The 14,709-nt window shown below is 69.3% G+C and carries 18 protein-coding genes and 3 tRNA genes; 17 read left to right on the top strand and 4 right to left on the bottom strand.

Going from position 1 to position 14,709, the window contains the following annotated elements:
- Nucleotides 1-15: 15 nt before the first annotated feature.
- Nucleotides 16-732 carry a Clp protease N-terminal domain-containing protein gene (locus FB559_RS46735; RefSeq protein ID WP_425455069.1) on the top strand — a complete coding sequence of 239 codons (717 nt, stop codon included), beginning with the start codon at nt 16-18 and terminating at the stop codon, nt 730-732.
- Here the strand turns inward: FB559_RS46735 and FB559_RS17975 are convergent.
- On the bottom strand, nt 729-1,109 hold the full coding sequence (locus FB559_RS17975; RefSeq protein WP_141956690.1) for a VOC family protein: 381 nt from the start codon (nt 1,107-1,109) through the stop codon (nt 729-731). The genes FB559_RS46735 and FB559_RS17975 overlap by 4 nt on opposite strands.
- A 114-nt stretch (nt 1,110-1,223) precedes the next feature.
- On the opposite strand from FB559_RS17975, the gene FB559_RS17980 reads away from it, so the two are divergent.
- The 8 genes from FB559_RS17980 to FB559_RS18015 all read left to right on the top strand — a co-directional run bounded on the left by FB559_RS17980 (nt 1,224) and on the right by FB559_RS18015 (nt 5,552).
- Entirely contained in the window at nt 1,224-2,351 is a 1,128-nt protein-coding gene (locus FB559_RS17980; protein ID WP_141956691.1) for an acyl-CoA dehydrogenase family protein, read from the top strand.
- 80 nt (nt 2,352-2,431) lie between these two features.
- Nucleotides 2,432-2,507: transfer RNA gene (locus FB559_RS17985), tRNA-Thr, on the top strand.
- Nucleotides 2,508-2,611: 104 nt separating this feature from the next.
- Nucleotides 2,612-2,685: transfer RNA gene (locus tag FB559_RS17990), tRNA-Met, on the top strand.
- Between the two features lie 83 nt (nt 2,686-2,768).
- Nucleotides 2,769-2,933 carry a 50S ribosomal protein L33 gene (gene rpmG, locus FB559_RS17995; protein ID WP_141956692.1) on the top strand — a complete coding sequence of 55 codons (165 nt, stop codon included), beginning with the start codon at nt 2,769-2,771 and terminating at the stop codon, nt 2,931-2,933.
- A gap of 131 nt (nt 2,934-3,064) precedes the next feature.
- Nucleotides 3,065-3,502: a MaoC family dehydratase N-terminal domain-containing protein gene (locus tag FB559_RS18000; protein ID WP_141956693.1), complete on the top strand. Its 438-nt coding sequence runs from the start codon at nt 3,065-3,067 to the stop codon at nt 3,500-3,502.
- A gap of 2 nt (nt 3,503-3,504) precedes the next feature.
- On the top strand, nt 3,505-3,930 hold the full coding sequence (locus FB559_RS18005) for a MaoC family dehydratase (RefSeq protein ID WP_141956694.1): 426 nt from the start codon (nt 3,505-3,507) through the stop codon (nt 3,928-3,930).
- The gene (locus FB559_RS18010) at nt 3,930-5,000 is read left to right on the top strand and encodes a UDP-N-acetylmuramate dehydrogenase (protein WP_141956695.1); all 1,071 of its coding nucleotides are present in this window, start codon (nt 3,930-3,932) and stop codon (nt 4,998-5,000) included. Before FB559_RS18005 ends, FB559_RS18010 begins: the two co-directional genes overlap by 1 nt.
- Nucleotides 5,001-5,057: 57 nt before the next feature.
- Nucleotides 5,058-5,552: a VOC family protein gene (locus tag FB559_RS18015; RefSeq protein WP_246121709.1), complete on the top strand. Its 495-nt coding sequence runs from the start codon at nt 5,058-5,060 to the stop codon at nt 5,550-5,552.
- On the opposite strand, the gene FB559_RS18020 is transcribed toward FB559_RS18015, so the two are convergent.
- Both FB559_RS18020 and FB559_RS18025 read right to left on the bottom strand, forming a co-directional pair.
- Nucleotides 5,521-6,450: a GNAT family N-acetyltransferase gene (locus tag FB559_RS18020; RefSeq protein ID WP_141956697.1), complete on the bottom strand. Its 930-nt coding sequence runs from the start codon at nt 6,448-6,450 to the stop codon at nt 5,521-5,523. The genes FB559_RS18015 and FB559_RS18020 overlap by 32 nt on opposite strands.
- A 43-nt stretch (nt 6,451-6,493) precedes the next feature.
- Nucleotides 6,494-7,519, bottom strand: coding sequence for an adenosine deaminase (locus FB559_RS18025; protein WP_141956698.1), 1,026 nt, complete (start codon nt 7,517-7,519; stop codon nt 6,494-6,496).
- 301 nt (nt 7,520-7,820) lie between these two features.
- Between FB559_RS18025 and FB559_RS18030 the strand changes: the two genes are divergently transcribed.
- The 3 genes from FB559_RS18030 to FB559_RS18040 are packed head-to-tail and all read left to right on the top strand — an operon-like array spanning nt 7,821 to nt 9,964.
- Nucleotides 7,821-8,627: a hypothetical protein gene (locus tag FB559_RS18030; RefSeq protein ID WP_141956699.1), complete on the top strand. Its 807-nt coding sequence runs from the start codon at nt 7,821-7,823 to the stop codon at nt 8,625-8,627.
- A complete protein-coding gene (locus FB559_RS18035) occupies nt 8,624-9,226 on the top strand; it encodes a SigE family RNA polymerase sigma factor (RefSeq protein WP_246121711.1) in 603 nt (200 codons plus the stop codon). The genes FB559_RS18030 and FB559_RS18035 overlap by 4 nt, the downstream gene beginning before the upstream one ends.
- Nucleotides 9,227-9,229: 3 nt before the next feature.
- Nucleotides 9,230-9,964, top strand: a complete 735-nt coding sequence (locus FB559_RS18040; RefSeq protein ID WP_141956700.1) for a hypothetical protein — start codon at nt 9,230-9,232, stop codon at nt 9,962-9,964.
- A gap of 615 nt (nt 9,965-10,579) precedes the next feature.
- Here the strand turns inward: FB559_RS18040 and FB559_RS18045 are convergent.
- Nucleotides 10,580-11,782, bottom strand: coding sequence for a pyridoxal phosphate-dependent aminotransferase (locus tag FB559_RS18045; protein WP_141956701.1), 1,203 nt, complete (start codon nt 11,780-11,782; stop codon nt 10,580-10,582).
- A 176-nt stretch (nt 11,783-11,958) separates the two neighbouring features.
- On the opposite strand from FB559_RS18045, the gene FB559_RS18050 reads away from it, so the two are divergent.
- From FB559_RS18050 to rplA, 5 genes are all read left to right on the top strand, one after another.
- Nucleotides 11,959-12,032: transfer RNA gene (locus FB559_RS18050), tRNA-Trp, on the top strand.
- A 99-nt stretch (nt 12,033-12,131) separates the two neighbouring features.
- The gene (gene secE, locus FB559_RS18055; protein WP_141956702.1) at nt 12,132-12,374 is read left to right on the top strand and encodes a preprotein translocase subunit SecE; all 243 of its coding nucleotides are present in this window, start codon (nt 12,132-12,134) and stop codon (nt 12,372-12,374) included.
- A 53-nt stretch (nt 12,375-12,427) separates the two neighbouring features.
- Nucleotides 12,428-13,189, top strand: coding sequence for a transcription termination/antitermination protein NusG (gene nusG / locus FB559_RS18060; RefSeq protein ID WP_141956703.1), 762 nt, complete (start codon nt 12,428-12,430; stop codon nt 13,187-13,189).
- 125 nt (nt 13,190-13,314) lie between these two features.
- Nucleotides 13,315-13,749, top strand: a complete 435-nt coding sequence (gene rplK / locus FB559_RS18065; protein WP_141956704.1) for a 50S ribosomal protein L11 — start codon at nt 13,315-13,317, stop codon at nt 13,747-13,749.
- Nucleotides 13,750-13,813: 64 nt separating this feature from the next.
- The gene (gene rplA / locus FB559_RS18070) at nt 13,814-14,536 is read left to right on the top strand and encodes a 50S ribosomal protein L1 (protein WP_141956705.1); all 723 of its coding nucleotides are present in this window, start codon (nt 13,814-13,816) and stop codon (nt 14,534-14,536) included.
- Nucleotides 14,537-14,709: the final 173 nt, after the last annotated feature.

Consider the following 14,709-nt stretch of genomic DNA (forward strand, 5'->3'; position numbering starts at 1 on the left):
ACCTAAAGTTGACGCATGAGCGATATGCCGGCACGACTCGACGACCTGATCAGCTTCGTCAAGCAACAGCACCCCGAAGGCGGCCCGCTGGACCACCTCTCCGACGCCGTCCTCACCTCCGAGCGCCTCGGCGAGGTCGCCGACCACCTCATCGGCCACTTCGTCGACCAGGCCCGCAAGGCGGGCGCGTCCTGGACCGAGATCGGCCAGTACATGGGGGTGAGCAAGCAGGCCGCACAGAAGCGTTTCGTCCAGAAGAAGACCGATGCGCCGGAATCGCTCGAGGGCGGTGTCTTCGCGCGGTTCAGCCAGCAGGCCCGCCACGCGATCGTGCAGGCGCAGGAGGAGGCGCGCTCCGCCGGTCACGACTACATCGGTACCGAGCACATCCTGCTCGGACTGCTGCACGAGCCGGATGCCCTGGCGGCCAAGGCGATCGAGGCCCAGGGGGTCTCGCTCGACCAGGTGCGCACCGGCGTGACGGCCATCCTCGGCCCGGCAGGGCAGGCCCCGAACGGCCACATCCCCTTCACGCCGCGCGCCAAGAAGGTATACGAGCTGACCGTACGGGAGGCCCTGCGGCTCGGCCACAACTACGTCGGCACGGAGCACGTCCTGCTGGGCCTGTTCGACGAGGAGGAAGGCCTCGCGGCCAGGGCCCTGGCCGAGCTCGGCGTATCGAAGGACGTGGCCGAGGCCTGGATCGTCGAAGAACTCTCGCGAACGGCCTAACGCGGGGCGAGCCACTCCTGCAGCTCGATCAGGTTCCCCTCCGGGTCGCGCAGGTGCGCCACGCGCAGCCGCTCCCTCATCACCGACGGCTCGGTGATCAGGGTGGCGCCGCGCGCGACCACCGAGGCGGCGTACTCCTCGACGTCGTCCACCTTGAGAACGACGAGCGCCCGGTCGCCGGCGGCCGCGGCCAGGCCGGGCAGGGAGCGTACGAGATCGGCGCGGTCGTGGAGTGCGATCCCGGCCGCGCCCGCCTCGAACTTGGCGTACGGACCGCTGTCGTCATCGAACTGCGGCTTCAGCCCGAGAACGTCCCGGTAGAACCGGAAGCACATCGTAAAGTCGGACACGATCAGCCGTACCTGGGCGAGTTCCATGGCCTGAATTGTCCCGAAAGCAGGTGTGAGGCCCACGGCGCCCCCCGTGCCCGGCAGGCGGCGGGGGTAGAGTCCAGGCATATTTTGGAATCGGATTCGGTTGCCGGAGGCCGCATGGACGCCCAGGACTTCGCCGACGTACTCGACGCCGTCCGCTCCTTCGTACGCGAGAAGGTCCTCCCGCGCGAGGACGAGATCGAGGAGACCGACCAGATCCCGGCCGAGCTGCGCCAGGCCTCCGCCGACATGGGCCTGTTCGGGTACGCGCTGCCGGAGGCGTACGGCGGCCTGGGCCTGTCGATGAGCGAAGAGGTACGCCTGGCGTTCGAGCTCGGCTACGCGAGCCCCGCGTTCCGCTCGATGTTCGGCACCAGCAACGGCATCGCCGGGCAGGTCATCGTCAAGGCCGGCACCGGCGACCAGAAGGCGCACTGGCTCCCACGGCTCGCGAGCGGCGAGGTCATCGGGTCGTTCGCGCTCACCGAGGCCGAGGCGGGCTCGGACCCCAGCACCCTGACGACCACCGCCACCCGAGACGGCGACGACTACGTCATCAACGGCAGTAAGCGATTCATCACCAACGCGCCAGAGGCCGACGTGTTCATGGTCTTCGCGCGCACCGGAGGCGAGGGCGGCCGCGGCATCTCGACGTTCATCGTCGAGGCGGGCACAGACGGCCTCACCGTCGGCCCGTCCGACGAGAAGATGGGCCAGCGCGGCGCGCACACCGCCGAGGTCTTCTTCGACGGCGTACGCGTCGAGGCGGAGGCGATGGTCGGCGAGGAGGGCACTGGCTTCCGTACCGCGATGGCCTCGCTCTCACACGGGCGCGTGCACATCGCCGCCGTCTGCGTCGGCGTGGCCCAGCGGATCCTGGACGAGACCGTGGCGTACGCGAAGGAGCGGCGGCAGGGCGGGCAGCGGATCGCCGACCACCAGCTGATCCAGGGCCTCATCGCCGACTCCCAGACCGAGCTGTACGCGGGCCGCGCGATGGTGCTCCAGGCCGCCGAGGCGTTCGACTCCGGAGAGGACCGCAGGCTCGGCCCGTCGTGCGCGAAGTACTTCTGCTCGGAGATGGCCGGGCGCGTCGCCGACCGTGCGGTACAGGTCTTCGGCGGCATGGGCTACATGCGCGGCGTCGCCGTCGAGCGGCTCTATCGCGACGTCCGGCTGTTCCGCATCTACGAGGGAACGAGCCAGATCCAGCAGCTCGTCATCGCCCGCGCGCTGGTCCGCTGAGAGCCTGTGCGGGAGGGTCGTTTTCGATTTCCTCCTCCCTGCGCCAACCGTGTATGGTTACGGAGCGCAGAAGGCCGCAAGCCCCCTTAGCTCAGTCGGCAGAGCGTCTCCATGGTAAGGAGAAGGTCTACGGTTCGATTCCGTAAGGGGGCTCCACCAGCCGGTGTACACACATCTCTCACGAAGAGCGTGATGTCGGCTGTTCCGGGTGCGGGCGGGCAGTCCTGTATTCTGTCCCCGGTCCTCCCGGATTTGTTCGTGGCGGAGTAGCTCAGTCAGGCAGAGCAAGCGGCTCATAATCGCTGTGTCGCCGGTTCAAGTCCGGCCTCCGCTACTACCTCACCGATCGCCTGCACTGCGAGCGGTCCGGCGAGGGATGTCCGTCCAGTTGTCCCTCACGCAGAAAGGCACTCCCCAGTGGCTGCCACCGACGTACGGCCGAAGATCACGCTGGCCTGCCAGGAGTGCAAGCACCGCAACTACATCACGCGGAAGAACCGGCGTAACGACCCGGACCGCATGGAGCTGCAGAAGTACTGCCCCAACTGCCGCAAGCACCAGGCACACCGCGAGACCCGCTAGTCCACGCGACGCTTGTAGTCCGGCATTCCTGACGTTCACGGCCCGCCCCGACCAGCTGTCGGGGCGGGCTGAACCACGTTCTGTTACCGTCGCCACAACGGCACACGCTGGGACGCGAAGGGATGGATTGCATGGCCTTGAACCGCGACTTCATCGGGCGGGCGTTCCCGTCTCAGGAGCCGTACGAGATCACCCGGGTGAAGATCAAGGAGTTCGCGGACGCGATCGGTGACCTGAACCCGATCTACCGCGACCAGGACGCCGCCAAGGCGGCCGGCCACCCCGACGTGCTCGCGCCGCCGACCTTCCCGATCGTCCTCGCGCTGGGCGGTGACTCGCTCGACGACCCCGAGCTCGGCCTCAACTGGGCGATGGTGGTCCACGGCGAACAGCGCTTCGAATACCGCAGGCCGCTGCGCGCCGGCGACGTGGTGACCACCGAGTCGACCATCGCCGGCATGCGCTCGATCGGGCGCAACGAACGACTCGAGCTCCAGACCGTCATCACCACGGTCGAGGGCGAGCACGTCTGCACCGCGCACAACGTCCTGATCGAGCGGGGGGCCTGAGCATGACCGCCACGGTGAAGTACGACGACGTCGAGGTCGGCCAGGAGATCCCGGCACGCACCTACCCGGTGCGCCGCGTCGACCTGGTCAAGTACGCGGGCGCGTCCGGCGACTTCAACCCGATCCACTGGGACGAGAAGTTCGCCAAGTCCGTCGGCCTGCCCGACATCATCGCGCACGGCATGTTCACCATGGCCGAGGGCGGCAGGTTCGTCACCGACTGGGCCGGCGACCCGGGCGCGGTGATCGACTACGGCGTCCGCTTCTCCTCGATGGTCGTGGTGCCCTACGACGACAGCGCGGAGATCGTGATCAGCGGCAAGATCGAGGACAAGCTCGACGACAACTCCGTCGTGGTCGCGCTCACCGCACGCTCCGCAGGAGAGAAGGTCCTCACCCGCGCCAAAGCCACGGTGCGCCTCGCCTGATGGCCGTGCTCTGCGAGGGGGTGAACCTCGCCGGCTACACCACGCTGCGGCTCGGCGGCCCGGCGCAATGGTTCGTCGAGGCCACGACCGATGACGAGCTGATCGGCGCCGTGCGCAAGGCCGACGAGGCCGGCACGGACGTCCTCGTCCTCGGCGGGGGCAGCAACCTCGTCGTCGCCGACGAGGGCTTCGGCGGCACCGTGGTGCACGTCGCCACCCGCGGGGTCATGATCTCCCCGGGCGCTTCCGGCGGGCGGGTGCTCGTACGCGCGCAAGCGGGCGAGGAGTGGGAGCCGTTCGTCGCGCGCTGCGTGGAGGAGGGCCTCGCCGGGGTGGAGTGCCTCTCGGGCATCCCCGGCCGCCTCGGCGCCACCCCGATCCAGAACGTCGGCGCGTACGGCCAGGACGTCAGCGAGACGATCACCTGGGTCCGCGCGTACGACCGCGAGCGCCGCGAGGTCGTCACACTGGACAGGGACGCCTGCTGTTTCAGCTACCGGGGCAGCGCCTTCAAGGGATCCAGCCGCTACGTGGTGCTGGAGGTGGCGTTCGCACTCGAGCTCGCGGACCTGTCCACCCCGGTCCGCTACGCCGAGCTGGCCCGCACCCTCGGCGTCGAGCCGGGCGACCGCGTTCCGCTGAAGGACGCACGCGAGGCGGTGCTGACCCTGCGCCGCGGCAAGGGCATGGTCCTGGACGCCGCCGACCCGGACACCCGCAGCGCCGGCTCCTTCTTCACCAACCCGATCCTGGACGCCGGCCAGCTCGCCGACCTGGAGAAACGCGTCACGGACCGGCTCGGCCCGGACGCGAGCTTCCCCCGCTATCCCGAGGCGGACGGCCACGTGAAGACCTCGGCCGCCTGGCTCATCGACAAGGCCGGCTTCGCCAAGGGACACGCGCGCGGCCCGGTACGCATCTCCTCCAAGCACACGCTCGCCCTCACCAACCCCGATGGCGCCCGCACCGAGGACCTGCTGGAGCTGGCCCGCGAGGTCCGCGACGGCGTACGCGCCGCGTTCGGCGTCACCCTCGTCAACGAACCCGTTTTCGTCGGCGTACGCCTCTAGCCTCGCGGGAATCCCGGCCCGAGAGCGGACGTTTCAGCGAGCATGCCGATCCGGGGTTTGAATCACGCGGTTCTCTACGTACGCGACGCTCAGCGCAGCGCCGCCTTCTACCGCGACGTGCTGGGGTTCCGAGAGATCGTCAGCATGCCGAACGCGGTGTTCATGCGGGCGCCGGAGTCCGACAACGACCACGACCTTGGCCTGTTCGGGATCGGGGACGCCGCGACGGCGTCTCCGGCCGGCCGGTCCTCCGTCGGCCTGTACCACCTGGCCTGGGAGGTTCCGACCCTCGCCGACCTGAGCGACCACCTCAGGCGGCTGGCCGACGCCGGGGCGCTGGTCGGGGCGAGCGACCACGGCAGCACCAAGGCGCTGTACGCCAAGGACCCCGACGGACTGGAGTTCGAGGTGTCCTGGCTGGTGCCGCACGAACTCCTCGGCGACGACACGGACACGACCACGCGGCGGCTCGACCTCGACGCCGAGATCGAGCGCTACGGGGCCGACCGGGTCGGTGCGCTCAGCCGGGTGCCGGGAACAGCACGTGCGTGAAGTCGTCCACGCGGGTGCCGTCCGGGCCCTCGAAGCGTGAGCGCTCCGTCGCCTCGCGCTCGAACCCGGCCTTCTCCAGCACCCGCCGGGACGCCAGATTGTCCGGTGCCGTGCCGGCCACGAGCCGCTGGACGCCGATCGCGAACGCCCAGGCGCTGAGCAGCCGCACCGCCTGGGTGGCGACGCCGCGCCCGCGAAACTCCGGCCGCATGCTGTAGCCGACCGAAGCCTGACGGCAGAACGCCTCGTTGAACATCGCCACGTCACCGGCGAACTCCCCGTCGACCCGGATGGTGAAGGCCGCCCGTATACCGGCCAGCCACTCGCTCGCCGCGACGGCGCACCGCCGCTCGGCCCCCGCACGCGTCGGGTCGAACGGGTACACCATCCGCGCACGTACGTCCGCCAGGTTGAGCAGCGCGAACACGTCGTCCACGTCCGCCATGCCCAGCGGCCGCAGTGTCACCTCGCCCGAGCCCAGAACCTCGCCCGGCAGGTCGGGGAGCGGGCGCACGGCCGGGTCGGGCGGATCGCCGGGAAGCCGGGCCCACACCACCTCGTCGCGCCGTCCTCCGCCCAGGAGGCGCCCGCCACGCCGTACGGCCTCGCGGGTGAAGCCGGCGTTCAGGGCGACGCGCTGAGAGATCGTGTCCGTGATGTCGGTGACCATCTCCAGCCGCTCCCCGGCCTGCCCGCACAGGGCGCGTACGGCGGCGCTCGCCACGCCTCGGCGGCGCTGCTCCGGCGACACCCAGAAGGTCAGCTCCGCGGTGCCGGGCCGTACGGGGGCCAGCGCGAGGCCGCCCACGAGCCTCTCGCCGTCGAGCACCGCATGGGTGGCGGCCAGGTACGGCGCCAGCAGGGAGGCCTGGGCGGGTGTGGGGGTTCGCAGGTGCATGACGGCCGATGCTGCCACCGACCGTGCCGGTCCGTCACCCCGTTTACGGCGCGGGCGTACGCAGCCAGGCGTCGACGTCCTCCAGCATCCGTTTTTGCAGGTCGGCCGGTGCCGAGGAGCCGCGGATCGAGCAGCGCGCCAGCTCCGCCAGCTCGGCGTCGGTGAAACCGTGGACCTCGCGCGCCAGCTCGTACTGGCGCGTGAGCCGCGAGCCGAACAGCAACGGGTCGTCGGCGCCCAGCGCGATCGGCACGCCCGCCTCGAAGATCTGCCGGACCGGCACGTCCTCCGGTGCCGCGAAGACCCCCAGGCCGACGTTCGAGGCCGGGCAGACCTCCAGCGTCACGCCGCGCGCGGCCAGAGTGTCCAGCAGGGCGGGATCGTCGGCCGCGCGCACCCCGTGCCCGATGCGGTCGGCGCCCAGGGCGTCCAGGCAGGCGCGTACGCTCGCCGGGCCGAGCAGCTCGCCGCCATGCGGAGTCGACAGCAGGCCGGCGCGCTTGGCGATGCGGAACGCCGCGTCGAAGTCGTACGCCCGCCCGCGCCGCTCGTCATTGGACAGCCCGAAGCCCACGACGCCGTGCCCCGCGTACTGGACCGCGAGACGGGCCAGTGTCCGCGCGTCGAGCGGGTGCCGCGTGCGGTTCGCTGCGATGATCACCCCGACGCCCACGCCGGACGCCTCGGACGCCTCGCGCGCCGCGTCCATCACCAGCTCGGTGAAGGGCGTGAGCCCGCCGAAGCGCGCGCCGTACCCGCTCGGGTCCACCTGGATCTCCAGCCAGCCGGACCCCTCCGCCGCCTCGTCCTCGGCCGTCTCGCGTACGAGCCGGCGTACGTCCTCCTCGGTGCGCAGCACCGACCGGGCGATGTCGTAGAGCCGCTGGAACCGGAACCAGCCGCGTTCGTCCGTCGCGTGCAGGTGCGGCGGCCACTCCTCTTCCAGAGCGTCGGGCAGGTGCACGCGATGTCTGCGGGCCAGCTCCACGAGCGTGGTGTGGCGCATCGAGCCGGTGAAGTGCACGTGTAGATGGGTCTTGGGCAGCGCGGGGATCGGACGGGCCTCCATGTGGAGATATTGCCGCACCCGGCGACGCCGCGATGCGACCTCCCCCGGCAGAGCACCTCCGCGCGCCGTACGGGAGACGCCGGAAAAAAGTTTGAAGAGGCGTGCAACCCCCCGTGGGGTTCACGCGTATATGAGGGGCGCGAGAGATCAACCAGGCTGAAAGGGCTTACGAATGAAGACGCTCAAGGTAGCTCTGCTTGTCACCACGGCCGCTGGCGCCGTCGCCGCCGGTGGTGTGACTTACGCGACCGTTGGCAACAGCAGCCCCGCTCCGAGTGCGCAGGCCGCCAAGGACGCGTCCGTGGCCAACCCCGCGGCCAAGCTGCCCGCCGTTCCGGCGGTTCCGGCGCTCCCATCGGTGCCGACCTGCCTGCCCAACCTGCCGAAGGGCAAGGCGCTCGACCAGGCCAAGGCGAAGATCAGCCAGGAGATCAAGGCGCTGGCCGCCAAGGCCCCGCAGACTCCGGTGGTCCTGCCCGCGCTGCCCGGCGGCAAGCTGCCCGCGGTTCCCGTCGACAAGCTGCCCAAGGTGCCCGCCGGCAAGCTGACCAAGCTGCCCAAGGTGCCCAGTGTTCTGACGGCCGCTCAGCTCGCCAAGCTGCCGGTGGGCAAGCTGCCCACCTGCAAGGCCGGCGAGAGCAAGGCCGAGTCCGCCGCGCCGCCGAAGGTGCCGGGTGTGCCGAACCTCCCGATCCCGACCAGCGTCGACTGCAGCAAGGTCCCCGCGGTCATCAAGAACGAGGAGGCCCGCGCCAAGCAGTTCAACCTGCCGAACGGCATGACGGTGGGCGCCAGCCACGCGCACAAGATCGTCATCCAGAGCCGCGCCGCGTGCGAGTACACCCAGGAGCTGGCCGGCGGCCTTCCCGGATTCGTCACCGTGGACCGCATCAAGACCCCGCCGCAGGTCACCCTGGCCGAGCTGGCGTCCGGCCTGCGGATGCCCGGCGACTTCGTCTCGGTGAATGGCGTGGACACCTGGCAGACTCCGGCCCACGACGGCATGCTGTGGTACTCGGACAAGGGCTACGCGATCCGGATCACGGGCAACAACCCCGCGACCGACGCACTGCTGCCGGGTATCGCTTCGCAGCTTCGCGCTAAGTGACCTCGGCGCGGGTGGCCCCGGCGCGGAGGGCCACCCGCGACCGGACGGCATTTGATCTGGCGTTCACCGGACGGAGCACGTTGGCACGTCGAGACGACGAGTCATTCGTCAATTTTGTGACGGAGCGGGGTACCGCCTTGCTCCGTACAGCGAGTCTGCTGTGCGGCGCACGGTCCGATGCGGAGGACATTCTGCAGACGGCCCTGGAAAAGGCCTATCGGCACTGGGCGAAGATCAGTACCGAGGGCAACAATCCGGAGCCGTACGTCCGCCGGATTCTGGTCAACCTGACGGTGAGCAGGGCGAGACGCTGGCGGGTTCTGCGTGAGGTGCACATGCCGAGCCCGCCAGAGATTCCCTCGGCCTCGGAGACGGCGAACGTCGAGCTCCGTGGCGTGCTCATCGACGAGTTGCGTCGTCTCGGTCCGCGCCAGCGGGCCGTCCTGGTCCTCCGTTACTGGGAGGACATGTCCGAAGCCGACACCGCGAAAATGCTCGGCTGTTCGGTCGGCACAGTGAAAAGTCAGGCCGCGCGGGGGCTCGCGCGGCTGCGTGAGCGGATGGGTCCATCCGCTCACCCGGCATCGTCAAGGGGGTGAACCATGGATCTGGAGAATGAGCTTCGGCAGGCCATGGCGGAGCATGTCACGGAGATGTCGGCCCCGCGGACGCTCGCGTCGGAGGCCAAGCGACGCCATCACCGTACGGTGCGGCGCCGGGCGTCATTCGCGGTCGGCGCGGCAGGTGTGATCGCCGCGGTCGCGATGATCCCCGCCTATCAGTCGATCCACTCCCAGACCGTCGGTGCGGACGGTCCGGGGGGCAAGAAGCAGGATCAACACGCCACCGGCACGCAGTCAGTGGTGCCGTCGCCGACGATCGGCGACCGCTCGGGCTCGCCCTCCAACGGACCCAAGGGTTCACGCTCACCGGCGAAGCCGAAGCACTCGCCCGGTTCGCAGGGGCCCGACCTTGGCATCGCCAAGTCGCTGCTCGGTTACCTTCCCCAAGGCCTCATCCCGAGCAAGCCCTGCGGCACGGCGCAAGCCGGCTCGAAGGAGACCACGACCTGCCGCTGGAACGGCCCAGGAGGATGGGTCGAGGTGCGCCTCATCCACGCCAGTGGCCTGAAGACCCCGGCCGACCTCAAACTGGCTCCGCCGCTGGCCAAGCACGACACCGTGCACGGCCACCCGGCGCTGCGCAGCGACGGTGGTCCGGCGCTTCCCAGCCAGGTCATGTGGATCGAACGCAAGGGTCTCGGTGTCTGGGTGGAGGTCAGCCCGTCGCTGGGCAGCAGCCTCACCCACGTCGCGGACGGCGTGAACGTCACCTGAGGGGTGCCGGGACGCACCGCCCTCCCCGGCGTCCCGGCACCCGCCCCTCAGGCGTGGAAAAGGCCGCCCCGGCATGCGGGGCGGCCTTTTCGCGCTTAGAGCCTGTCTCGGATGTACCACCGTCCCACCGCGCGGCGCCCGCCACAGACGGAGGGACAGGCCTTGGGCCTACCTCGAAGTCCCCGGTCTGGGCCGCGCCCGTCGTGGGGTCCGTCCGCGTGGGGCTGATCCGCGTGGGGCTGATCCGCGTGGGGCTGATCCGCGTGGGGCTGATCCGCGTGGGGCTGATCCGCGTGGGGCTGATCCGCGTGGGGCTGATCCGCGTGGAGCGCACCCGCGTGGAGCCCACCCGCGTGGAGCCCACCCGCGTGGAGCCCACCCGCGTGGAGCCCACCCGCGTGGAGCCCACCCGCGTGGAGCCCACCCGCGTGGAGCCCACCCGCGTGGAGCCCACCCGCGTGGAGCCCACCCGCCCGGGGGTGCCATCCCACTCTCATTGTCCAGCGGGAACAGCGGCGGGCGGAAGTAGAGCGGGGTTCTGTGGATAACCCCGTGGGGCGCCGCTCAGGCGACGCCCCACGGCAACAGCATGACTATGAGACAGACATCAGATCGTCAGTGGGCCTCGGAGAGCAGCTTGGCCACCCGGCCGACGCCCTCGGCCAGGTCCTCGTCGCCGAGGGCGTAGGACAGCCGGAAGTAGCCGGGCGTGCCGAACGCCTCGCCGGGGACCAGGGCGACCTCGGCCTCCTCCAGGATCAGCGCGGCGAGTTCCACGGAAGTCTGCGGGCGCTTTCCGCGGATCTCCTTGCCGAGCAGCTCCTTGACCGACGGGTAGGCGTAGAACGCGCCCTCCGGCTCCGGGCACAGCACCCCGGGGATGTCGTTCAGCAGCCGGACCATGGTCTGCCGGCGCCGGTCGAACGCCTCGCGCATGCGGGCGACGGCCGACAGGTCGCCGCTGACCGCGGCCAGCGCCGCCGCCTGTGAGACGTTCGCGACGTTGGAGGTGGCATGTGACTGGAGGTTCGCCGCGGCCTTGACGACGTCCTTGGGGCCGATCATCCAGCCGACGCGCCAGCCCGTCATCGCGTACGTCTTGGCCACCCCGTTGAGGATGAGCGTGCGGTCGGCCAGCTCCGGGACGACCACGGGCATCGAGGAGAACTCCGCGTCGCCGTACACCAGGTGCTCATAGATCTCGTCCGTGACGACCCACAGGCCGTGCTCGGCGGCCCAGCGGCCGATCTCGGCGACCTGCTCGCGGCTGTAGACGGCACCGGTCGGGTTGGAGGGCGAGACGAACAGCAGGACCTTCGTACGGTCCGTACGCGCCGCCTCGAGCTGGTCCACGGTGACGAGGTAGCCGGTCGTCTCGTCGGCCACGACGTCGACCGGGACGCCGCCGGCCAGCTTGATCGACTCGGGGTACGTCGTCCAGTACGGCGTCGGCACGAGCACCTCGTCGCCCGGGTCGAGCAGCGCCGCGAACCCTTCGTACACCGCCTGCTTGCCGCCATTGGTGATGAGCACCTGGGACGCCTCGGCCTCGAACCCCGAATCGCGCAGGGTCTTCTCCGCGACCGCGGCCCTGAGTTCGGGCAGGCCGCCGGCCGGGGTGTACTTGTGGAAGCGGGGCGTACGGCACGCCTCGACGGCGGCCTCGACGATGTAGTCAGGGGTCGGGAAGTCCGGCTCGCCGGCGCCGAATCCGATGACGGGCCGTCCCGCGGCCTTCAGCGCCTTCGCCTTGGCGTCCACGGCCAGAGTCGCGGATTCGGAGATCGCGGCGATCCGAGCGGAGATTCGAGTGCTCATGGACACCATCGTCGCAGAAGCCACGGGGGGATCTCAGCCGGATATAGGCTGGGCGCGGACCGAACCGGACGCGCGTGTGGCGTTTGGTTCGACGCAGGGGTGGTTTGACACGTAGACTGCAGCACTTAGTGACGTCGCCCATGGCTTTCGCACGCCATGAAGCGGCGTTACGGCGAAGGGCAGTAGCTCAATTGGCCAGAGTCCCGGTCTCCAAAACCGGTGGTTGGGGGTTCGAGTCCCTCCTGCCCTGCGGAATGCGGTTCGCGTACACATGAAGTACGCGGGCAAGTGATGCGCACGCCCACAGCGGAGTTTGCGACACGACCGACGAGGGGATGCGTCGACATCGATGGCGACTGAGACGCGCGGCGAGGCCGCGGCCAAGGACAAGGGGAAGCCCGGCAAGAAGCGGACTTCGCCTCTCCTGTTCTACCGTCAGGTGGTCGCCGAGCTTCGCAAGGTCATCTGGCCGACGCGCCACGAGCTTGTCACGTACACGACCGTTTCGTTGATCTTCGTGGTCATTGTGGTGGCGATCGTGTTCGGTCTCGACAACCTGTTCTCGTGGCTGGTCCTCAAGCTGTTCGGCTGATCGCGCAGCTCGCACCGCCCGGCAACAACCCACGAACGAGAGAAAGAGTGATCGTGTCCGAGTCCCCAGAGCTCCACGACGAGGCCGTCAAGGAGGCCGAGTCCGTGGAGGCGGCGGCTACGACCGAGGATGAGCAAGTCACCGCGGAGTCCGCGGAGACGCCGGAAGGCGACTCATCGGAGGACGCCGCCGCCGAGACACCGGACGAGGCTCCTGAGGAGGAGCCGTCCGACCCGCTCGGCGACTTCATGACCCAGCTCCGGCTGCTGCCGGGCGAGTGGTACGTCGTTCACTCCTACGCGGGTTACGAAAACCGCGTCAAGACCAACATCGAGCAGCGCACCCAGTCGCTCAACATGGAGGACTTCATCTTCCAGGTCGAGGTGCCGCAGCACGAGGTCACCGAGGTCAAGGGCGGCAAGCGCCAGAAGGTCAGCGAAAAGGTCCTGCCGGGCTACATCCTGGTCCGCATGGATCTCACCGACGAGTCCTGGGCCGCGGTCCGCAACACGCCGGGCGTCACCGGCTTCGTGGGACTTTCCAACACGCCTTCGCCGTTGCACCTCAGTGAGGTCGCCACTCTGCTGGCGCCCGAGCCGGAGGAGCAGGCCAAGGCCAAGGAGAGCGCCAAGAGCGCGGCCACCGTGGACTTCGAGGTCGGCGAGTCCGTCACCGTCATGGACGGCCCGTTCGCCACGCTGCCCGCGACGGTCAACGAGATCAACGCCGAGGCGCAGAAGCTCAAGGTGCTGGTTTCGATCTTCGGTCGCGAGACCCCGGTCGAGCTGTCGTTCAACCAGGTCTCCAAAATCTGAATACGTCCCCCGCGTGAGCGGGGGAGCCAGTGGTCCCAACGCGACGGCCTACGTTCCAGCCGTCGCGTTGCCCGCGTCATAGCGGGAGTCGGGACCAAAGCCACACAGGAACGAAGGGGTGAGGCATGCCTCCCAGGAAGAAGAAGCTCTCCGCGGTCGTCAAGGTCCAGCTGCAGGCCGGACAGGCGACGCCCGCGCCGCCCGTCGGTACCGCGCTCGGCCCGCACGGCGTCAACATCATGGACTTCTGCAAGCAGTACAACGCTGCCACGGAGTCCCAGCGCGGCAACGTCATCCCCGTAGAGATCAGCATCTACGAGGACCGCACGTTCACCTTCATCACCAAGACCCCGCCGGCCGCGCAGCTCATCAAGAAGGCCGCCGGCGTCGACAAGGGCAGCGGCGAGCCGCACAAGAACAAGGTCGGCAGCATCAGCCGCGACCAGCTTCGCACCATCGCCCAGACGAAGATGCCCGACCTCAACGCCGGCTCGATCGAGCAGGCCGAGAAGATCATCGCCGGTACGGCCCGTTCCATGGGCATCAACGTCTCCGGCTGATTTCCCTTTCCGTGGGAGGGCCATGCGCGGCCCGGACCACGCACTCCATACGAGGAGATCTGACATGAAGCGCAGTAAGGCGTACCGCAACGCCGACGAAAAGATCGACAAGGACGCCCTGTACAGCCCGGTCGACGCCGTGAAGCTGGCCAAGGAGACCTCGCCCGCCAAGTTCGACGCGACCGTCGAGGTCGGCTTCCGGCTCGGCGTGGACCCGCGCAAGGCGGACCAGATGGTCCGTGGCACCGTCAACCTGCCGCACGGCACGGGTAAGACGGCACGCGTGCTGGTCATCGCCGGTGGCGCGAAGGCGGACGAGGCCCGCGAGGCCGGCGCCGACTTCGTCGGTACGGACGACATGATCGAGCGGATCCAGGGCGGTTTCCTGGACTTCGACGCGGTCGTCGCCACGCCGGACATGATGGGCAAGGTCGGCCGCCTGGGCCGCGTGCTCGGCCCGCGCGGTCTCATGCCGAACCCGAAGACCGGCACGGTCACCACCGACGTGGCCAAGGCGGTCTCCGAGATCAAGGGCGGCAAGATCGAGTTCCGTGTCGACAAGCACGGCAACCTTCACTTCATCATCGGCAAGACGTCCTTCGGCGAGCAGCAGCTCGTGGAGAACTACGCCGCGGCGCTCGAGGAGATCCTGCGTCTCAAGCCGTCGGCCGCCAAGGGGCGCTACATCAAGAAGGGGACCCTGAGCACCACGATGGGCCCCGGTATCCCCCTCGACCCGAGCATCACCCGCAACCTCACCTCCGAGATGGAGAACGCTGCGGGCTGACGCGACATCGGTCAGTAACGAAAGGGGCGTCTCCCGAAGGGGAGGCGCCCCTTTCGCATGCCCAAGGCAGCGAGGTTGGTCGAATCCACGGCCATGCCGACCTGGGGACAATTACACTCTGTCGTGCCTCGGTAACGCTCATGCGCGTAGAACGCCCCCCGACAGACCTGGAT

The organism is Actinoallomurus bryophytorum, from assembly GCF_006716425.1.
Classification (GTDB): Bacteria; Actinomycetota; Actinomycetes; order Streptosporangiales; family Streptosporangiaceae; genus Actinoallomurus; species Actinoallomurus bryophytorum.

Coding starts and splice junctions, on each gene's coding strand:
- FB559_RS46735 (WP_425455069.1), top strand. CDS start 16: ATGAGCGATATGCCGGCACGACTCGACGACCTGATCAGCTTCGTCAAG.
- FB559_RS17975 (WP_141956690.1), bottom strand. CDS start 1,109: ATGGAACTCGCCCAGGTACGGCTGATCGTGTCCGACTTTACGATGTGC.
- FB559_RS17980 (WP_141956691.1), top strand. CDS start 1,224: ATGGACGCCCAGGACTTCGCCGACGTACTCGACGCCGTCCGCTCCTTC.
- FB559_RS18000 (WP_141956693.1), top strand. CDS start 3,065: ATGGCCTTGAACCGCGACTTCATCGGGCGGGCGTTCCCGTCTCAGGAG.
- FB559_RS18005 (WP_141956694.1), top strand. CDS start 3,505: ATGACCGCCACGGTGAAGTACGACGACGTCGAGGTCGGCCAGGAGATC.
- FB559_RS18010 (WP_141956695.1), top strand. CDS start 3,930: ATGGCCGTGCTCTGCGAGGGGGTGAACCTCGCCGGCTACACCACGCTG.
- FB559_RS18020 (WP_141956697.1), bottom strand. CDS start 6,450: ATGCACCTGCGAACCCCCACACCCGCCCAGGCCTCCCTGCTGGCGCCG.
- FB559_RS18025 (WP_141956698.1), bottom strand. CDS start 7,519: ATGGAGGCCCGTCCGATCCCCGCGCTGCCCAAGACCCATCTACACGTG.
- FB559_RS18040 (WP_141956700.1), top strand. CDS start 9,230: ATGGATCTGGAGAATGAGCTTCGGCAGGCCATGGCGGAGCATGTCACG.
- FB559_RS18045 (WP_141956701.1), bottom strand. CDS start 11,782: ATGAGCACTCGAATCTCCGCTCGGATCGCCGCGATCTCCGAATCCGCG.
- secE (WP_141956702.1), top strand. CDS start 12,132: ATGGCGACTGAGACGCGCGGCGAGGCCGCGGCCAAGGACAAGGGGAAG.
- rplK (WP_141956704.1), top strand. CDS start 13,315: ATGCCTCCCAGGAAGAAGAAGCTCTCCGCGGTCGTCAAGGTCCAGCTG.
- rplA (WP_141956705.1), top strand. CDS start 13,814: ATGAAGCGCAGTAAGGCGTACCGCAACGCCGACGAAAAGATCGACAAG.